This is a genomic window from Kribbella sp. NPDC051587, assembly GCF_044453945.1.
GTDB lineage: Bacteria > Actinomycetota > Actinomycetes > Propionibacteriales > Kribbellaceae > Kribbella.
The window spans coordinates 46,079-66,281 of record NZ_JBITDE010000022.1 but is presented as its reverse complement, the minus strand read 5'-3'; the positions used below and the strand labels follow the sequence as shown (position 1 = coordinate 66,281).

6 protein-coding genes are annotated in these 20,203 nt (G+C 65.1%); all 6 read left to right on the top strand.

Going from position 1 to position 20,203, the window contains the following annotated elements:
• Positions 1–15: 15 nt before the first annotated feature.
• The 6 genes from ACIA49_RS40950 (at position 16) to ACIA49_RS40925 (ending at position 20,001) form a co-directional block, all read left to right on the top strand.
• Positions 16–6,843, top strand: a complete 6,828-nt coding sequence (locus tag ACIA49_RS40950) for a polymorphic toxin-type HINT domain-containing protein (protein WP_396383762.1) — start codon at positions 16–18, stop codon at positions 6,841–6,843.
• A 12-nt stretch (positions 6,844–6,855) separates the two neighbouring features.
• Complete coding sequence (locus tag ACIA49_RS40945; protein WP_396383761.1) at positions 6,856–7,281, top strand: hypothetical protein; 426 nt, start codon at positions 6,856–6,858, stop codon at positions 7,279–7,281.
• A 133-nt stretch (positions 7,282–7,414) separates the two neighbouring features.
• Positions 7,415–9,205 (top strand): LamG-like jellyroll fold domain-containing protein, encoded by a 1,791-nt coding sequence (locus ACIA49_RS40940; protein WP_396383760.1) that lies wholly within the window; start codon positions 7,415–7,417, stop codon positions 9,203–9,205.
• Between the two features lie 106 nt (positions 9,206–9,311).
• Positions 9,312–12,824 (top strand): LamG-like jellyroll fold domain-containing protein, encoded by a 3,513-nt coding sequence (locus ACIA49_RS40935; RefSeq protein ID WP_396383759.1) that lies wholly within the window; start codon positions 9,312–9,314, stop codon positions 12,822–12,824.
• 36 nt (positions 12,825–12,860) lie between these two features.
• A complete protein-coding gene (locus ACIA49_RS40930; protein ID WP_396383758.1) occupies positions 12,861–19,562 on the top strand; it encodes a polymorphic toxin-type HINT domain-containing protein in 6,702 nt (2,233 codons plus the stop codon).
• A complete protein-coding gene (locus ACIA49_RS40925; RefSeq protein WP_396383757.1) occupies positions 19,540–20,001 on the top strand; it encodes a hypothetical protein in 462 nt (153 codons plus the stop codon). The genes ACIA49_RS40930 and ACIA49_RS40925 overlap by 23 nt, the downstream gene beginning before the upstream one ends.
• Positions 20,002–20,203: the final 202 nt, after the last annotated feature.

Genomic DNA, 20,203 nt, shown 5'->3' with positions numbered 1-20,203 from the left:
CAGGAGAGCAGCAGCATGTCGAAGCGACTCGGTGGTCTCGTCACGCTCGTCGCCGCGAGCGCAATCCTGGCCGGCAGTCTCGTCAGCCAGGGCTCGACCGCGGCGACAGCGGCACCGGCATCCAAGATGCCGCCGCTGCCGGCCAGGCACGATGCGAAGGTCGGGGCGGCCGACCCGGCCGCCGCCAAGAAGTCCGATGCGGAGCGAGCGGCCGCGATGCGGCCCGCGGCCGCGCCACGCCCGGCGACCTGGCCGGTGCCGGGGGAGCGGGTCGTCCAGTTGACCGGCGCCTCGGCGGCGGCCAAGACGGCTCAGGCCGCCGACAGCGCGATTCGTCTCGTGCCTCGGGCTGGACGTACTGCCAAGACCGGCGCTCCGGCAGCGTCGGCGGCGCGCCTGCGTGTTCTCGATCCCGCGCAGGCGCAGGCCGCCGATGTGTCCGGCTTCCTCTTGACCATCGGTCGTGCGGACGGCGGCGCCGGTGACTCGCCGGCGGACCTGACCATCGACTATTCGGGCTTCGCGGAGGCGGTGGGTGGCAACTGGGCTTCCCGTCTCGAGCTCGTCGCTCTGCCGAAGTGTGCGTTGACGACGCCGAAGAAGCCGGGCTGTCTGACGCCGACTCCGGTCGGGTCGGTCAACAACCAGGACAAGCAGACGCTGACCGCTCCGGTCGCCGTAGGCTCCGAAGAGCGGGTCATGGCCGTGACCGCGGCAAGCGGTTCGAACGGCTCGAGTGGTGGCGACTACGCAGCCACCACGCTGACCCCGGCAGCGTCCTGGTCGGCAGGACGCAACAGCGGCGACTTCACCTGGAACTATCCGCTCCGGGTGCCGCCTGCGCCGGCCGGTCCGGTACCGAGTCTGTCGATCGACTACTCGGCCCAGTCCGTCGACGGCAAGACCGCGGTGGCGAACAACCAGTCCTCGTGGGTCGGCGAAGGATTCGACCTGGGGGGCTCGTACATCGAGCGCAAGTACGCCTCCTGTGAGGACGACGGTCAGACCGGCAAGTACGACCTGTGCTGGAAGTACGACAACGCCACCCTGGTCCTGAACGGCCAGGGCGGCGAACTCGTCAAGGACGGCACCGGCTGGCGCCTCAAGAACGACGACGGCTCGAAGATCGAGAAGGTCACCAACCCGACCGACAACGGCGACAACGACCGCGAGTCCTGGAAGGTCACCACGCTCGACGGCACGCAGTATTACTTCGGCCGCGAGCACGTGCTGCCGAACGCGACCGACCCGGTGACCAACTCGGTCTGGACCGTTCCGGTGGCGGGCGACGATGCGGACGAGCCCTGCCACGGCTCGACCTTCGCGACCTCGTTCTGCGACAACCAGGCCTGGCGCTGGAACCTCGACCTGGTCGTCGACCCGCACGCCAACGCGATGTCGCTGTGGTACGCCAACGAGACCAACTACTACGCCAAGAACGGCGCCACCACCGCAACCAAGCTCTACGACCGTGGTGGCTACCTGACGAAGATCCTGTACGGCCAGCGCTCGGACGCCATGTCCGCGACCGCACCGATGCAGGTCACCTTCACCACGCAAGAGCGCTGCCTGACGAACTGCACCTCACTGACGGCCACCACCAAGGCCAACTGGCCGGACGTCCCGTTCGACCAGATCTGTGCCGCCGGCGCGACCTGCAACAAGCCTGGCCCGTCGTTCTTCTCGCGGCGCCGCCTCGACACCGTCACCACCAAGGTCGGCGCCCAGGACGTCGACCGCTGGCAGCTCACCCCGGACTTCCCGTCACCGGGCGACAACATGTCCGGCCGCTCGCTGTGGCTGAAGTCGATCACCCACACCGGCGTGGCGCCCGGCGCGGCCGCGGCGCCCCTGACCGTGAGCTTCGAAGGCACCGGCCTCCCGAACCGTGTCGACTCCAACGACGACGGCATCTCGCCGATGAACAAGCTGCGGGTCGGCGGGATCTGGACCGAGACCGGCGCCAAGATCACCGTCGTCTACTCCGACCCGGAATGCATCGCCCCGGCCCCCGGCGTACCCGGCCACATGCCGGCGTCGGCGGCGACCAACACGATGCGCTGCTACCCGGTGCACTGGCAACCGGCCGACTCAGCGGAGCGCGACGACTGGTTCCACCGGCACGTCGTCACCCAGATCCGCGTCAGTGACGTCACCGGCGGCGCCGACGCGGTGGTCACCAACTACACGTACGGCGGCGGCGGTGCCTGGCACTATGCGGAGAACCCCCTCGTCCCGGCCAAGGAACGCAACTGGTCGGAGTGGCGCGGCTTCCGCACCGTCACCACGAGCTCCGGCGACCCGTTCCAGCCCGGTCCGAGGTCCCGCACCGTCACGTCGTACTTCCGCGGCATGAACGGCGACCGCGCGAGCACCACCGGCGGCGTCAAGTCCGTGACACTGCCCGACACCCAAGGCGGTTCCCGCGTCGACGCACCGGCCCTGGCCGGCCTGGTCCGGGAAGCGATCACCTACGCCGCCATCGACAGCAACACCGAAGTCACCGGAAACCTGACCGACTACTGGGTCCAGGAGACCGCCACCCAAACCGTCGACAGCGGCATCATCCGCCGCGCAAACCTCGTCAAGCCGTCTGCCGTGGCGGCCCGCATCGCGCGGGACGCAGGCCGCGCCGATCTCGTGCACGTCGGGAGTACGACGTACGACCCGGACACCGGACTACCGACGACCTCCGAAGACCTGGGGAATCCAGGAACGGCAGACGACACCTGCACGGTGACGTCGTACGCGAAGAACGCGGCCACCGGACTGCGCGGGGCGGTTTCGCGGGTCGTGGTGTCGCAGGGCCAGTGTGACGCGACCTCGGCGAAGCCACCGCAGGCGAGGTTCATCTCGGACGAGCGGACGATCTACGACAACGGCACACCGGGATCGGCTCCGACGAAGGGCGACGTCACCTCCTCGGAGCGGGCTACGGGCTACAACACCGCCGGCGACCCGGTCTACCAGCAGACCGGATCGACGACGTACGACGTTCTCGGCCGTCCGAAGACGCACAGCGACGCCCTCGGCCGGACGTCGACGACGGTCTACACGCCGGCCGGCGTCGGCGCGCTGCTGCAGACGGTCTCGACCTCGCCGCCGATCGTGCCTGGTGACCCGAACAGCAAGACGCTCACCACCAAGACGACTTATCGTCCGGAGTGGGGCGCCCAGACACAGTCCGTCGACCCGAACGGCAAGATCACCGATCTGGAGTACGACGCCCTCGGCCGGACGACCGCGGTGTGGTTGCCGAACCAGTCGAAGGCCAACAAAGAGCTGCCGAACATGCGGTACACGTACAGCCTGTCGGCAACAGCACCGTCGTACGTGCGTACCGACGACCTCAACCTCAGCGCGAACGGTTACCTGTCCGGGTTCGCGATCTACGACTCCCTGCTGCGGAGCCGGCAGACCCAGACGGTCGCACCGAACGGCGGCCGCCTGATCAACGAGACGAAGTACAACTCGCGTGGTCTCCCGATCATTCAGAACAACGACCTGTGGAACTCGGCGGCGCCTTCAGGAGCGCTGGCCACCGTGTTCGACGCGGAGGTCCCGAACGAGACACTGACGACGTACGACGGTGTCGGCCGCGTCACCGAGTCGAAGTTCCAGGTCTCCGCCCAGCCGCAGTGGTCCACCCGGACGATTTATGGCGGTGACACGGTCACCACCCTGCCGCCGAACGGCGCGCCGGCCACGAGCCTGATCCAGGACACGCGGGGCCGGGCGATCGAGAACCGTGAGTACGAGGGGTCCTCGGTCACACCTGGGTTCATCTCCACGAAGTACACCTACGACGCCGCGGGGCGGATGACGCAGCTCACCACGGCCGGGTCGACCTGGACCTACGGATACGACCTGCTCGGCCGTCGGATCACCTCGACCGATCCCGATGCCGGGACGTCGTCGTTCGAGTACGACGCTGTCGATCGGCCGGTCGCGGTGACGAACGCGAACCAGAAGAAGCTGATCACCAGCTACGACAACCTCGACCGCAAGACCACCGTGCACGAAGGCTCCAAGACCGACGCGAACCTCCGGCTGAGCTGGGACTACGACGCGACCGGACAGCTAGGACAGCTCTACCAGAGCAGCCGCTATCCCACCGGCAAGTCGGATCCGGCGTACAAGTCGAAGATCACCGCACGCAACGTGCTCTACAAGCCGACGGCGACGTCCCTGGTCATCCCCGCGTCCGAGGGAGACCTGGCCGGCACCTATCAGACGACGATCGGCTACCTGCCGGACAACGAGACGGTCGACTGGACCAACGTCCCCGGTGGTGGGGCGGTCGGCTCGGAGAAGCTGAACTACACCTACAACAACCTCGGCCGCCCGGTCTCGATGAAGAGCGGCGACGCCGTGTACGCGAACGACGTGAAGTACACCGCGACGGGTGATCCGGAGCGCTACGAGCTCGGCGACCAGCACAACATGGACATCATCAACACGTTCGAGCCGGGGACACGGCGGTTGCTGACGAGCACCTCCGGCGACGTCGAGATGGTCGCGAACCACGAGTACAAGTACGACCAGGCCGGCAACCTGCTCAAGGACGACAACAAGGTCGGCGGGGACGCGCAGTGCTACAAGTACGACGCGCATGCCAGGCTGACCGATGCCTGGTCGCCATCCAGTACCGACTGCGCCGCGGCCCCATCCGTGGCCGGCCTCGGCGGACCGGCGCCGTACTGGCAGTCCTGGACCTACACCGCCAGCGGTCTCCGGCAGACCCAGACCGAGCACGCAGCGACCGGGAACACCACTGAGACCTACACCTACGACACCGCGCAGGCCCACACGCTGAAGTCGATCACCACCACCGGCGCGGCGCCCAAGCCGGTTGCCAACTACACCTTCGACAACGCGGGTAACACGACCCAGCGACCGGACCCGACGAGCGGTGTCGAGGCCTTGACCTGGAGCGCCGAGAACAAGCTTCAGAAGCTCAGCAGCGTGGCCGGCGACACGTCGTACGTGTACGACGCCGACGGCAGCCTCATCCTGCGCAAGAGCCCGGGGGAGACGACCCTGTTCGTCGGCTCGCTCGAGCTCACTCTGGACACCTCGACCAAAACCGTCACATCCAAGCGCACCTACTCGATCGACGGCCTGGACATCGCCGTTCGGGCCAGCGTCACCGACCTCAAGTGGCTTGTCCCCGATCACCACGGCACATCGAATGTCGCGGTCGACTCCAAGACCCTGGCCACGACGAAGCGCTACACAACCCCCTTCGGCGAAGCCCGCGGACCCGAGGTCGCCTGGCCCGACAACCACGGCTTCCTCGGCAAACCCGAAGACAAGGCCACCGGGCTGACCACTGTCGGGGCGCGCGAATACGACTCGTCCATCGGACGCTTCCTCAGCGTCGACCCGATGATGGACACCGCCGACCCGCACCAGATGCTCGGCTACACCTACGGCAACAACAACCCCGCCACCATCTCCGACCCCACCGGCCTGATGAACGACTGCGACTGCCACGGCGGTGGCGGTGGCGGGGGTACGACAACTACGACGGTCACCACCACCACCGGCGGCAACGAGCAAGGCACGAACCACGGCTCCTCGGGCGGCGACAACGACAACGACAACGGCAGTAGCGGCAACGACAACGACAACTCCGGCGGCGGAGGCTGGAAGGGCTTACTCCATAAGGTCGGCCACTCGGTCGAAAAGGCCATCGGCCGACCCGAAAACCCCTGGGGCCAGGTAACTCTCGGCATCGGCGCCGGCGCTATCGACACCATCAAGGGCGCCGCTACCTCCGGATGGCAGAGCTACCAGTGCTACAGCGCCAATTTCAACGCCTGCGCCTCCCAGGCGAAGTCCCTTTACACGATGGTCCGCGACCCCTCCGCCGTAGCCAAAGCCATGTGGGAGCCCATCGGCCAGGACTTCGCAGCCGGCAACACCCAAAAGGCCAGCGGCCGCATCATCGAAGCCGCCGCAGAACTCCTCATCGGCTCCCACGGCGCCGGCACCCTCGCCTCCGCCACCGCCAAAACAGCCGAAGCCGCAGCGGCAGCAGCTGCCCGCGAAACCGCCGAAGCAGCAGCCAAAGCAACCGCCGCGGCCGCAGCCAAGGAAGCCGCCGAGAGAGCAGCAGCCAAAACGCCCAAGGCCTTCTGCAGCTTCGCAGGCGCCACCGGTGTCCTGATGGCCGACGGCTCCGCCAAAGCCATCAAGGACATCAAACCCGGCGACAAAGTCCTCGCCACCGATCCCACAACAGGCGAACGAGCCGCTAAAACCGTCCTGCAGGTCTGGGCCCACGCCGACACCCTGACAGACCTCGTCGTCGCCGGCGGCAAAGTCACCACCACCGAGGACCACCCCTTCTGGTCAGTCACCGACGGCCAGTTCGAGCGAGCCGACGAGCTGGCGCCAGGGGAGAAGATTCTCAGCTCGACCGGGCATCCCGTCCTGATTGCGGGCCTTGCCCCGGAGACTGCTCATCGAGCGCAGGCCTACAACCTGACAGTCGCGGAAATCCATACGTATTATGTGTTGGCTGGGGCAACGCCCGTCCTGGTGCACAATGCCGGCGGCGGCGACGATTTCAACCAGTCGATGAACAAGGCGCTGGACTGGCTCGAACCTCGCGGATTCAAGGCTGAGAGGCCGACGATCGGGAAGTTCGGCACCATCCAGGGCAAGCCCATTGGCATGCAGACGAGCGACGGCAAGACCGGCTTCCGAATCGAGTTCGACCAGCGCAGTGGCGCGCACATCAACGTGTGGTCCGGAAAAGAGAAAGGTCCGCACTTCACGTTCGACGCCACCGAGTCAGAGGTCACGAAACTGCAATCTTTGCACGGGTGCCATTGATGGAGGACTGTTGTGGCAGGCAACTACTGGGAAGACGAGGTGTACTCGGCGGCACCGCTGAGTGGCCTGGAGCGAACGAGCACCTCAAACGTCTTCGACTGGCTCGGCCGCACCTTTCTCTCCGATGGAGGGAAGATCGACTGGCGCTCGGTGGAAGCCGGACACACCCATCAGAGATTCGGCGACGAAGAGTCGCTCGTTGCTGCGGCATTGGCGGAGATTTCTCAGCGAGTTCAGCCGAGTTCTACCGTCGAACACGTCGGGGACGGGCTGTCGCCGTACGGTGTGCGCTTTGCCGGGGGTGAGGCAATCTCGGTCGCTGCGGTGCTATTGGAGATACCGGAGCATCACTACTTCCTGGCCGAAGACCGGGCCTGGATCGTCGTGGTCTCGACCGAAGGTGACTTGGACGTCGTAGATCGCGTCGTCGCTTGCTGAAGTCCCCGCCTGGCCACTGCGTCCATCGGCGCTGACTCGACTCGCTGCAACTTCGTGCAATTTTGTGGACACGCTCCGTCCCCGGGCGACAGGATGACTCGCTGGTCAGAATGCCGCCCTGGGGAGGGACCACATGAAACACGCACGCCTGCTGTCAGTCCGCCGACGTCTGACGTTGGGGGTCACGGCCGCGGTTGCCTTGCTGGTCTCCGGATTGCCGGGTGCGGCCGCCGCGGAGCCGCCTGTCCCGCCGTCATCTCCGACGGTGACCGCCGTGTATCAGGGTGCGCCGGTCGAGAACTGTGCGAACAAGCCCTCTTGCCCAGACTCCGTGGTCGTAGGGGAGAAGGTGACCTTCACGTTCACCGCGACCTCAACGGATGTGGTGGGCTTCGACTACTCCGACAACGGAAACGGTCATCCGTCGCTGATGGGCTCGACCGTGACAGTCGACGTGATGGTCGGAAGCGCGTCCCTCCTACTCGTGGATGTGCAGGCGTTCAACGAGATCGGTCAGCGCAGCACCACCGTGCACTTCCGCGTCGGCGTCGGTCGTCCGGCGGGGCCGATCGGGTCCTGGTCCTTCGATGACGGCAGCGGCACGACGGCCGCCGACGGCCCCGGTCTGACCCACCCGCTGGCTTTGTCGGGCGCGGCGTTCGAGGCGAACGGGCGGCTCAAGGGCGCTTTGGCTCTGGACGGCTCCAACGACTTTGCAGCCGCCAGCGAGTCCGTGGTCGATACCTCGCGGAGCTTCTCGATCTCTACGTGGGCTCGTCCCACCAGCGCGTCCAAGCTGGGAGTCGTTGCTGCCGTCAACGGTACGAACTCGGCCGCGGCCGGCCTTGGTTATGACCCGGCCACGAAGCGCTGGGTCTTCGCGCGATCCTCGGCCGATGTGAGCAAACCGACCGTCTACAAGGCGTCTTCGAAGGAAGCACCCGTCAACGGTGCCTGGTCACACCTGCTGGCGACGTACGACGCGACCACCGGTGCCCTCAAGTTGTTCGTCAACGGCCGCCTGCAGCAGGAGACCTCGTCCCCGATCGCCAACGCATGGAAGGCAACCGGCGCCCTGTCCGTCGGCCGGGGCCTCCTGGGCGGCGCGGCCAGCGGGTACTTTGCCGGCTCGATCGACAACCTGCAGACCTGGCAACGGGTCCTGCTGCCCGAAGAAGTCCTGCAACTCCAGGACCCCCGTGAATCAGGCAGCGCGAACACCCCGGTCATCACCGGCAATGCGGCGTACTGGCCGCTCGACGCCGCGACCCGCGGCACCGATCAGGTCTGGCGCTCACCAGAAGCCATTCGCGGCGCCGATCTCACCGTGTCCGGCTTCCGCGGTACCGACCAGTCCAAGGCCTTCGTGGATGACGCCGACCGCGGCAAAGTGCTCGACCTCACCGGCTCGACAAAGGAAGCCCTCACCCTCAACCGCGCGGTCGTCGACGCCAGCGCGAGCTTCGCGGTAGCCGTCATGGTCAAGGTCACAGACCCCTCCAAACCAGGAGTCCTCATCCGCCAAGGCACCTCGACCAAGGACACCTGGCGGATCGCCTACGAGCCCATCGACGCCACCACCGGCCGTTTCACCTTCGCCCGCGCAAACGCCGACGCCACCACCGAAACCGTAGTCGCCACCAGCGACACGGATATCTCAGAACTCCAATCCTGGCACCTGATCGTCGGCCAGTACCGCCTCAACGACCGAGACCCGAGCCACGACGAGATCTCTCTGAGCGTCGACCTGCGGACCCAAGACACGGCGACCTTCACAGCCCCCCGCCGCGACGGCACCACAGCCCTCGGCCACTCCAGCCCAGCCTTCGCAGGCCAACTCGACGACGCCCGCATCTACACAGGCGTCCTCTCACCCATCACCGCCTGCGCCGACTACCCAGGCCAGCGCAACTGCGGCCTGTAAACCGGCAACTGTATGGGTCGTTTGTATGGGTTGTCGCTGGTGGTGACCGATCGGTTCCATCAGAGTTAGCGGTCTCGGGATAACGAACAACAGTGGGGTGGGGAACGTGAGGCGGGGATCTCGTGCTGCTCTGGCGCGCCATGAGCGCGGCCGGACTTCGGTGGCCGTACTGGCTGCAATAGCAGTCCTGACATCAGGTCTGCAGGCAACTCCGACGGTGGCTGCGCCACCACCGGTTCCGAAAATCGGCCGCAACGCGCAGGAAGCGGCCAAGTTCGCCGCCGCGGGTGGCGCTCCAGTGGAGATCGCCGACCGGACGACCGAGCTGTCGCAAACCTTCGCCAACCCGGATGGGTCCCTGACCGCAAAGTTGTCGAACGCTCCGGTTCGGGTAAAGCAAGGCGACGCCTGGCGAGCAGTGGACACCAACCTCGAGTTCCGTCCGGACGGCACGGTCGGGCCGAAGGCTGCGATCTCGCAGATCACCCTCTCCGGTGGGGGTAACAGTTCGATCGGCAAGGTCGGACTGCCCGAGGGCGCATTCGAGCTGAAGTCACCGTGGCAGCTGCCTCGGCCGACGTTGTCCGGCTCGATCGCGACGTACGCCGAGGTCGCACAGGGACTGGACCTGGTCGTCGAGTCCACCTCGGAGGGACTGAGCTACAACGTCGTCGTCAAGACCAGAGAGGCGGCCTCGAACCCGGCACTGCGCTCGATCCACTTCCCGGTGACGACGCAGGCCCTCTCGCTCCGGACCGACAGGGAGGGCGGCCCGACGTATGCTGATGCCAGCGGACGGCTGGTACTGACGGCCGGCGACGCGATGATGTGGGACTCTTCGCAGTCCGCTCAGGGAAAGCAGACGGTGGCGAAGCGTTCGTCGGCGAAGCTGGTCGACGACGGTCCGGCCGGTGCGCACGCGGCCGAGATGGAGCTTCGAGGCGACTCATCCGGCCTGACCCTAGTCCCCGACGCGGGCATGCTTACCAGCCCGTCGACGGTCTATCCGGTCGTACTGGACCCGGTCACCACAACGCCCACCAAATCCGCCTGGGCCGCTGCCTGGCAGCTCTACCCCACGACGTCGTTCTTCAAGACGACCCACAGTCTGGGCGTTGGGTACGAAGACTACGAACAGCACAAGATTGTCCGGTCCTTCTTCCAGTTCGTCACAACCGCCTTCCGGGGCAAGAAGATCCTCAGCTCCAAGCTGCGCACCTTCGAGGTGCACTCGGCGAGCTGCTCGGCCCGCTCGGTCAGCGTGACCCGAACGACCACGATCACGGACCGGACCACTTGGAACAACCAACCTGGCGTTCAGCTCGCGGTCACCAGCCAGAGCTTCGCGAACGGCTACAGCTCGTCGTGCCCTGACAAGTACGTCGAGTTCCCGGTGACGAACTCGATGGCCGACACCGCGGCCAAGGGATACACCACCTCGACCTTCCGGCTCGCAGCCACGGACGAGACCGACGGCATCGCCTGGAAGCAGTTCAGCTCCCTCGGCGAGCTCGAGGTCACCTATGTCTCGCCGCCCGCCATCCCGACCAGCGTCGGCCTCAAGGACCCGAACGTCGGCTGTGACAGCGCGACCTCGTACGTGAACGTTGGCTCGAAGAACCTTCAGTTCACCGCGACGCCGAAGCTGTCGGCCACGGATCCTGGTGCGCGCGTGCAAATCGAGTTCTGGTTCTACAGCACGACCGGAAATCCGTTCCTCTCGAGGCGGACTGGGCTCGACAGTCCGAACACACCATTGACAGTGACCTTGCCGAACGCCACCTTCGCCGATCAAGGCCTCTACCATTTCCGCGCCAGAACGATCTATCCCTATGCCACGGGCGCTGAACTCAAATCGGTGGATTCGGCTTTCTGCTACTTCAAGGTGGACAAGTTCGCGCCTGGTCCGCCGATGGTGACTGCCAAGTTCGGCGCTGACACGGTGAAGAACTGTGACGTCGAGAACCCGTGCGAGGCATTGCCGCCACCGGGGGCACCGATCTCGTTCACGATTAAGGCTGCTTCTGCGGACGTCGTGAAACACGAGTACTGGTTCCAGGGGGCTTCGTCGAAGACCACTGTGACCGGGAACACGGTCATCATCAATATTGTGCCTACTCAAGAGGGGCACAACCGTTTGCACTTTCAGAGCTTCGATGGTGCTGGGCACGGCAGCGGCGAAATCACCGACTTCGTGGTGAACGTGAAGAGCGCATCGCCGCCGATCGCGGACTGGTCCTTCGACGAGCCGTCAGGGACCACTGCCGCCGACCAGGCCACTCCGGCACACGCCCTGACCTTGTCGAATGGGGCCAAGTTCGACGACGCCGGACGGTCGGGAGGTTCGCTGCAACTGGACGGTGTGGACGACTACGCCGAGACCTCGGCACCTGTGGTCGATACCTCGAAGAGCTTCACCGTGTCGGCCTGGGCCCGGCTGTGGACGACGAAGGAGGCGGTGGTGATCGGGTCGGCCGGCAACATCGGCAGCGCCTTCGAGTTGCGTTACTCGCAATCATTGAATCGCTGGGTGTTCGTACGCTCCAAGACAGATACAACGACGCCCATCGCCGTACAGGCAAAGTCTGACGAGCCCGCGGTGCTCGGCGCGTGGACGCATCTTGTCGGCGTCTACGACCAGGGGCTTGGGAAGGTTCAGTTGTACGTCAACGGCCGGTTGCAGACCGCCGGAAACGTGCCGTATCCCGATTCGGCCTGGAAGGCGACCGGTCCGCTGAGTATTGGTCAGGGGCATTACAACGGCGTCTTCACGAATCGGTTCGTCGGCTCTATCGACTCGGTGCAGATCTGGCAGCGTGGTCTGAACGCCGAGGCGGTGATGGCCGCTGCCGATCCACGCAAGGACGACAAGGTCGTGACCGGGCTGGCGGCGCATTGGCCCCTCGACAGCGCCTACCTGGCCAGTGACCAGGTTTGGCGGACGGGCGACCTGGTGTACGCCGCGAACATGCCGATCAGCGGATTCGGAAGTTCGGCCGACCAGTCCTCCGCGTTTGTGACAGACGACGAACGCGGACCGGTTCTGTCCTTCAGCGGCTCGGCGAATGAAGCGTTGTCGCTACCGCGGCCCTTCGTCGACGCCGGAACAAGCTTCTCAGCCGGTGTCTGGGTGAAGCTGGCCGACCCGGACAAGGCCTCGGTCGTTCTCCGCCAGGCCGGAGCGGATCGCGATGCCTGGCGACTCGAGTGGCGACCGGTGGACGAGGTCAGCGGCGAGTGGGTTTTCACCCGAACGCCAGCCAACTCGACAGAGCCGGACATCGCGGTCTATCCGGAGTCGAAGGATGCAGTGGCAGGAGACTGGCGACTGTTGATCGGCGCGTACGACGCTGCAGCTCCGGACCAGGTCAACGGCGGGGCCCTCGGGAAGATCACGCTGAGTGTCGACAAGGGCACGATCGACGGCAGCGAGCATCGGCACACCTCGCCTTACCGGCTGGGCAGCACTGTCGTCGGCAAGGGCCGAACCGTCGGCGGCGAGTTCGCGGGCTGGATCGACGACATCCGCCTGTACACCGGTGCTCTCGACGATCGCTCGACCTGCGCCGAATACCCCGATCTCGGCGAGGACGTCTGCCCGCCGGTCACCGAAGGCTGATCGATGTCTGCCGCCCCGCGAGTGAGGAAGCTTTCGATGAAGTTCACTGCAGCACGCCCTCGGCGTTCCTGGCCGGTTGTGGCAGCGCTCACAGCAGGCGCGGTGTTGGTCTCGGGCCTTCAGCCCGGGGCCGCGCCGACCGCGGCCGCTAGTTCGGTCCTGCCGCCGCTCCCCAAGGCTCGGGATGTCGAGACCCACCAGCTGGAGACCGCGAGGGTGCAGAAGGCCACCGCCGAGCGGGCAGCAGCCGAACGTCCGACGGCCGCGGCCCCCGCGCCGACCTGGCCGACCGCTTCCGAGCAGATCCTCTCGGCGACCGCGCCGGGAGCTTCGTCGTTCGGTGTCAGTACGGCACGGACCGCGAAAGGCCGGACGCCGGCGACGGTCCGCCTACGCATCTTCGATCATGCGGAGGCCGAGCAGATCGGCATCGAGGGTGTTCTCCTCACGGCGGCCCGTGCCGACAACCTGCTTGAGCAGGGCACGACACAAATCGAGATCGACTACTCCAGGTTCGCCGATGCCTACGGCGGTGACTGGCGGAACAGGCTCAAGCTGGTCGCCCTGCCAGCCTGCGTCCTCACTACGCCCAGCAAGGCGGGCTGCCTGACGCAGACCGACCTCGGGTCGACCAACGATCTGCGGCGGCAGAAGCTGTCCGCACCGGTTGCGGTCGACTCGAACGCTCGGGTTCTCGCCGTTACCGCCGACTCCTCGTCGACCTCGGGTGACTACACCGCCACCAGTCTGGCCCCTGCATCGAACTGGGCGGCGGGCGGTTCGAGCGGCGACTTCACCTGGTCCTACCCGCTTCGCGTGCCGCCTGCCACCGGCGGTCCGTCGCCTAGCCTCTCGTTCTCATACTCCGCGCAGTCGGTCGACGGCCGAACCGTTGCCTCGAACAATCAGCCGTCCTGGGTCGGGGAAGGGTTCGAGCTCAGCGAGTCCTATGTCGAGCGCAAGTACGCCAGCTGTGACGACGAGGGACACACAGGCAAGTACGACCTGTGCTGGAAGTACGACAATGCGACCCTCGTGATGAACGGCAAGTCCAACGAGCTGGTGAAGTCGGGCAGCGGCTGGAAGCTCAAGGACGACGACGGCTCGAAGGTCGAGAAGGTCGTCTCCCCGAACAACCCCGACAACAACAAAGAGGTCTGGAAGGTCACCACGCAGGACGGGACACAGTACTTCTTCGGCCAGAACATCGTCCCCGGGGTGAGCACACCGACCAATTCGGTGTTCACTGTTCCGGTGTCCGGTGACACCGCCGGGGAGGAGTGCTACAACGCCACGTTCGCGAACTCCTTCTGCGACCAGGGCTGGCGCTGGAACCTCGACTACGTTGTCGACCCGCACGGCAACGCGATGACGATGTGGTACGCGAAGGAGACGAACTACTACGCCAAGAACGGGTCGACGACCGCCAACGCGGCTTACACCCGCGGCGGCTACCTGCAGACGATCAAGTACGGCCAACGCTCGGACGCGCTCACCACGACAGCCCCGATGCAGGTCGACTTCGTTACGCAGGAACGGTGCGACAAGCAGGACAACTGCAGCTCGCTGACGACTACGACCAAGTCGAACTGGCCGGACGTGCCGTTCGACCAGATCTGTGCCTCCGGAGCGACCTGCACCAAGCCCGCGCCGACCTTCTTCACCCGACGTCGGCTCGACACGATCACGACCAAGGTCCTGAAGGGAACGTCGTACCAGGAGGTCGATCGGTGGCAGACCTCGGTCGACTACCGGGGCGACTCCCTGTCGGGCAAGTCCTTGTGGCTGCAGTCGATCACACACACTGGGCTCGCCGCTGCCGGTGAGACTGCGGCGACGCCGCTGAAGGTCACCTTCGGCGAAGCGCCGCTGGCTAACCGGGTCGACGACAACGGCGACGGCGGCGACGGCCTGCCACCGATGATCAAGATGCGGGTAGGCAACATCTGGACCGAGACCGGCGCTCAGATCACGATCAAATACTCCAGTCCCGAGTGCATTCAGGGCAGCAAGATGCCCACCTCGCACGACCGGAACACGCTGCGCTGTTACCCGGTCAAGTGGACCCCACCCAAGGAGCAGGAGGAGCGCGACGACTGGTTCCACCGGTATGTCGTTAACCAGGTCCGCGTCAACGACCTGACCGGCAACTCCGACGCCGTGGTCACGAACTACACCTACTCCGGCGGCGCTGCCTGGCACTATCAAGACAATGCCTTCATCCCGAAGAAGGAGCGGGACTGGGCGGAGTGGCGAGGCTACGAGAGAGTGACGGTCAGCCAAGGCGACCCCGCCCAACCCGGTCCGCGGTCTCGCGAGGAGACGACCTACTTCCGTGGAATGAACGGTGACCGGCTCGCTGGTGGCGGCGCCAAGTCCGAGACTGTCCAGGACAGAACCAACGGCGCCACCCCCGATGTAGCTGCGCTAGCCGGCCAGGTCCGGGAGACAGTCACCTATCAAGGCGCCGGCAGCGACACCGAGATCTCCGGCGCGATCACCGACTACTGGGTGAAGCCGACGGCAACTCAGACTGTTGAGGGGGCCAGCACGCCCACAACCACCGACGACCTGACCTTGACAGCAGGTTTCGTCCGTCCTTCGGCCACCCGATCCCGAACGGCACGTGACGCTGGCCGTCCGGCCCAGCTCCGTACGGTGACGACGTCGTACGACGATTCAACTGGCTTGGCGATCACGAGCCAGGACGAGGGCGACGCGGCGAAGTCCGCCGACGAAACCTGCACGCTGACGAGCTACGCGTCGAACGCGGTCAAAGGCCTGATCGCCTACCCGTCGCGCATCGTGACTTCGAAGGGTCGGTGCGACTCCGGCTCGGACACCCCCGGCAGCGATCGCGTGCTGTCCGACGTCCGAACTATCTACGACGGGGGTGACTTCGGCGCTCCCGTTGTACAGGGTGAGGTCAGCTCGACACAGCGCCTGAGCAGCTATAACGCAAGCGGTGTCGCGCAGTACTCCACGACTATGACCACGACGTACGACGCCCTGGGGCGGCCGACCTCCACGACGGACGCGCTGGGGCGCGTCACCAGCACGGCGTACACACCGGCAGGCCAAGGCGCGTTGACGGAGACCGCTGTTCAGACACCGCAGATTTCTGGCACGAACACGACGCGGCTGAAGACGATCACGTCGTACCTGCCCGAATGGGGAGTCGCGTCCCGAGTTTCCGATGCCAACCAGAAGGTCACCGATCTGTCCTACGACAAGGTGGGACGGTTAACCGGCGTCTGGCTGCCGAACCGCTCGAAGAGCAAGCCGGAATCCCCGAACACAAAGTACACCTACAACTTGTCGAGTACTGCGCCGTCGTCGGTCCGTACCGACGCGCTGAACATCACTGCCAACGGCTACAACACGAACTTCGCGATCTTCGACTCCCTGCTGCGAGTCAAGCAGACCCAGATCCCCGCGGTGAACGGGGGCCGGATCCTCAGCGAGTCGAAGTACAACTCGCGAGGCCAGGTCGTCATCGAGAACCGTGACATGTGGGACGACGACTCCGAGCCGACCGGCACCTTCGTATCGGTGGCCGATGCGGCCGCGCCGGCGGAGACGGAATCGATGTACGACGGAGCCGGCCGCCTGATCGCCTCGACGTTCGCGTCGATGGCGCAGGACAAGTGGACAACGCGCAAGGTGTACAGCGGCGACGCCGTCACGACCCTGCCCCCGGTAGGTGCGCCCGCGACCACCGAGATTACCGATGCCCGTGGAAAGGTCGTCGAGCGGCGTGAATACGACTCGAACGTCGTCACGTCGGGCTATATCCCGACGAACTACACCTACGACCTCGCCGGTCGCCTGACCAAACTGGTCAGCGGCGGTTCGACCTGGTCCTATTCCTATGATCTGTTCGGTCACAAGGTCGGAACGACGGACCCGGACGCGGGCGCGGCGACCTACGGCTACGACGTGGTCGACCGCCTGGTATCGACGACGAATGCCAAGCAGGAAACGCTGCTGACGACGTACGACAACCTCGACCGCAAGGTGACCCTGCACGATGGCGAGAAGACCGACGCGAAACTGTTGGCCAGCTGGCTGTACGACGGCGCGGGGAACTTGGGCCACGCGCTCGGGTCGATCCGATACACGCTCGGCAAGATGGGGCCGCAGTACAAGAACCTCATCGTGTCCCGGAACGTGCTCTACAACCCGACCTCGACCAGCGTGGTGATCCCGGCGGCCGAGGGCGACGAACTCGCCAAGACCTACACCACGAACACGACGTACTCACCGGACGCGCAGACGCCGAGTTCCAACTACCTTCCCGGCGGCGGTCCGATCGGGACGGAGACGGTCAATTACACCTACACCCGGCTCGGTCAACCGTCGTCACTCACCGGCGGGTACGGGACCTACGCGAAGAGCGTCAAGTACACCGAACTGGGCGATCCTGAGGCGTACGACCTCGGCGACGATCACGACCTCGTCATCCAGCAGCCGTTCGAGCAGGGCACTCGCCGCCTTCAGCAGATCTGGGTGGCCCGCGCCGACACGATCCACTCGCAGCGCCTCTTCACCTACGACGACGCTGGCAACCTGCTCAAGGACGAGAACAGAGTCGGCCCCGACACCCAGTGCTTCGACTACGACGGCCACCGCCGCCTGACCGCAGCATGGACCCCGGCCAGCAGCAACTGCAACCCGGCTCCCACGGTCTCCAACCTCGGAGGCGCGGCACCGTACTGGCAGACCTGGACCTACAACATCAACGGCTCGCGCAAGACCGAGACCAACCACACCACAGCTGGCGACACCACCGCGACCTACACCTACGCGGCTAACCAGGACCACGCCGTCTCTAAGGTCGCTACCACCGGCGTAGCTGCAAGGCCCGACGCAAACTACACCTACGACGCTGCAGGCAACACCGGCACCCGGCCTGGCATTGATAGCGAGCAGCAGTCCCTCAACTGGAACCCCGAGGGCAAGCTGACCAAGCTCACGAGCGAGGCCGGTGACATCAACTACCTATACGGCGCCGACGGGACCCTGCTACTCCGGAAGTCGCCGAAGGCGACAACCCTCTACGTCGGCTCGCTGGAGATCACCGTCGACTCCAGTTCCAGCGTCAAGGCGATCTCTGCTCGGCGTACCTACTCCGTGGGCGGCCGCGATGTCGCAGTCCGCTCCACCGTGGACAAGCTCGACTGGCTGGCGACCGACTACCACAACACGTCCCAGTTGACGATCACCGACGACACGCACACCCCCACGACGCGCTACGCCACCCCCTTCGGCGCCCCTAGAGGCACCGAACCCATCACGTGGCCCGACACTCACAACTTCCTGGGTAAGCCGGAGGACAAGACAACGGGTCTGACCCACATCGGCGCCCGCGAGTACGACCCGACGCTGGGTCGCTTCATCAGCGTCGACCCAGTCCTCGATCCCTCCGACCCTCAGTCCCTTCTTGGCTACGCCTACGCACACAACAACCCCACCTCCTTCAGCGATCCGACGGGCCTGTGTGCACTGGATGAGGGCGAGACAAGGTGCGGCTCACATCCGACTCCGACTCCGCCGTCCACAAGCACCGGCAACAAGCCCAAACCGCCGTCGACGGGATCGAGCCAGTCGAACCAGCATCAAGCCAACGAGACAACGCGCCAAATTCTGCAGGCGATGCAAGGCAACACCCCTGCAGTCAGGACAGCCGCTGCATTCTTCGGCGCGCTCAACCTTCCGGCGCTCATGACAGAGTCGGAGGAGCACCACGCCGAACTGAACCTCTGCGGCTTCCTGCCTGGCGTTGGGATGGGTTGTGACATTTTCAATGGGGGCTGGTACCTGAAGGAGGGCAATAGAACCGAAGCAGTTTGGAGCTTCGGCTCCGCGGTAATGGGAGCTGGAGATCTTGCGGCTGGCGCTCGGACAACACGAAAAGGCGTCAAGGCTCTTGAAGATGCCGCCAAAGCTGCGGGTGATTTCTGTAGTTTTGCTGGAGCGACGGCCGTGCTGATGGCCGACAGAAGCCGAAAAGCCATCCAAGAGATCAAACCGGGCGACAAGGTGATCGCCGCCGATCCAATCTCTGGTCAAGCGTCCACTAAACGCGTCCAGAAAGTCTGGGTACACGATGACACCTTGATTGACCTTGCCGTCGACGGTGGCAAGGTGACCACTACGGAAGACCATCCATTCTGGTCGGCGACAGACGGACGCTTTGAGCGTGCGGACGAACTTGCACCGGGCGAGGAAATTCTCAGCTCAACGGGTCATCCGGTACATGTTGTGGGCTTGGTGCCGCGCAGTGCTCGCGGTGCGCTTGCCTACAACCTCACGGTTGAAGGCATCCATACCTATTACGTTTCGGCGGGGAGGAATCTGGTACTGGTTCACAATGCCGGTCCCGGATGCGGGGTTGTGCGGCTTGGGCCGGGAGTTCATTCGGCAGATGCGTTGAAGGCATTCCATCCGTCGGCACCTGAAATCGAATACGTATTCGATCCGTCGACCCGGAAGTTCCTCGCTGGTGACCCGTCCGACCTAGGGCTCGTAGGTAGCCCGCATCAGCAGTTGGCCAGGGGCCTAGGTGCGGATGAAGATACTGTGCTAGGCGGTACGCTGTTCCGCGACCAAGGGCGACTCGTGTTCACCGAGAACAGCGGGCACTACGGCCATAGGTGGACAGACGAGGCTCGCCAACAATTCCAGGGCCTCCTGGACGACTATGGAGTTGACTATGACTACAGGAAATGGGGCTAACGTGAACGATTGGACGCCTGTGGTCTACCGAGGAGACGGTGCGTGGATCGGGGTCATGTCGGGCGGTGAACTCGGCGTCGGCGTGGAGGCCGCGGGGAGGGCGACTTTGGAAGGCTCCAACTATCAGCCGATGTGGCCGTTCATGGAGCGTGGATTGTCCGAGTGTCTGGATACGTTCTCCCGGGCTTGGCCGAGCCTCGGCGGTGGGAAGGTGGCTACCCCGGAGGAATTGATCGAGCTCACTGTTGAGACAGCTTGGGACTCAGGTAGGGAGTACTGGATGCAGCACTCGTCGGCTTGGGTCCTTCAAATGGCTGAAATGTCGGCTTTCGACCCGGAGAGGATCCGCGGCGTTGTGGCCCGAATGTTGGTCTCAGATGGTCTTGCAGCTGATCTGAGGACTTCTCTGCAGAGCATTGTGGCGCGTAGCGAGTCCTAGTCTCATTGATGCCGAAGTGTGATCGCATCTCGGGTGGATCAGACGCTGGCATTTGGGCATCCCGACAACCGGCGCCGCGGGGCGCCCGAGGCGAAAGCCAAACTGCTGTGAGTGAAGAGCACTAGGCGGGAGGTTCTCATGCGTGCTCCGCGATCGGGAGCTCAAGTAGTAGGGCCGACTGGAGCGCTGAGGCTGGGTGCCC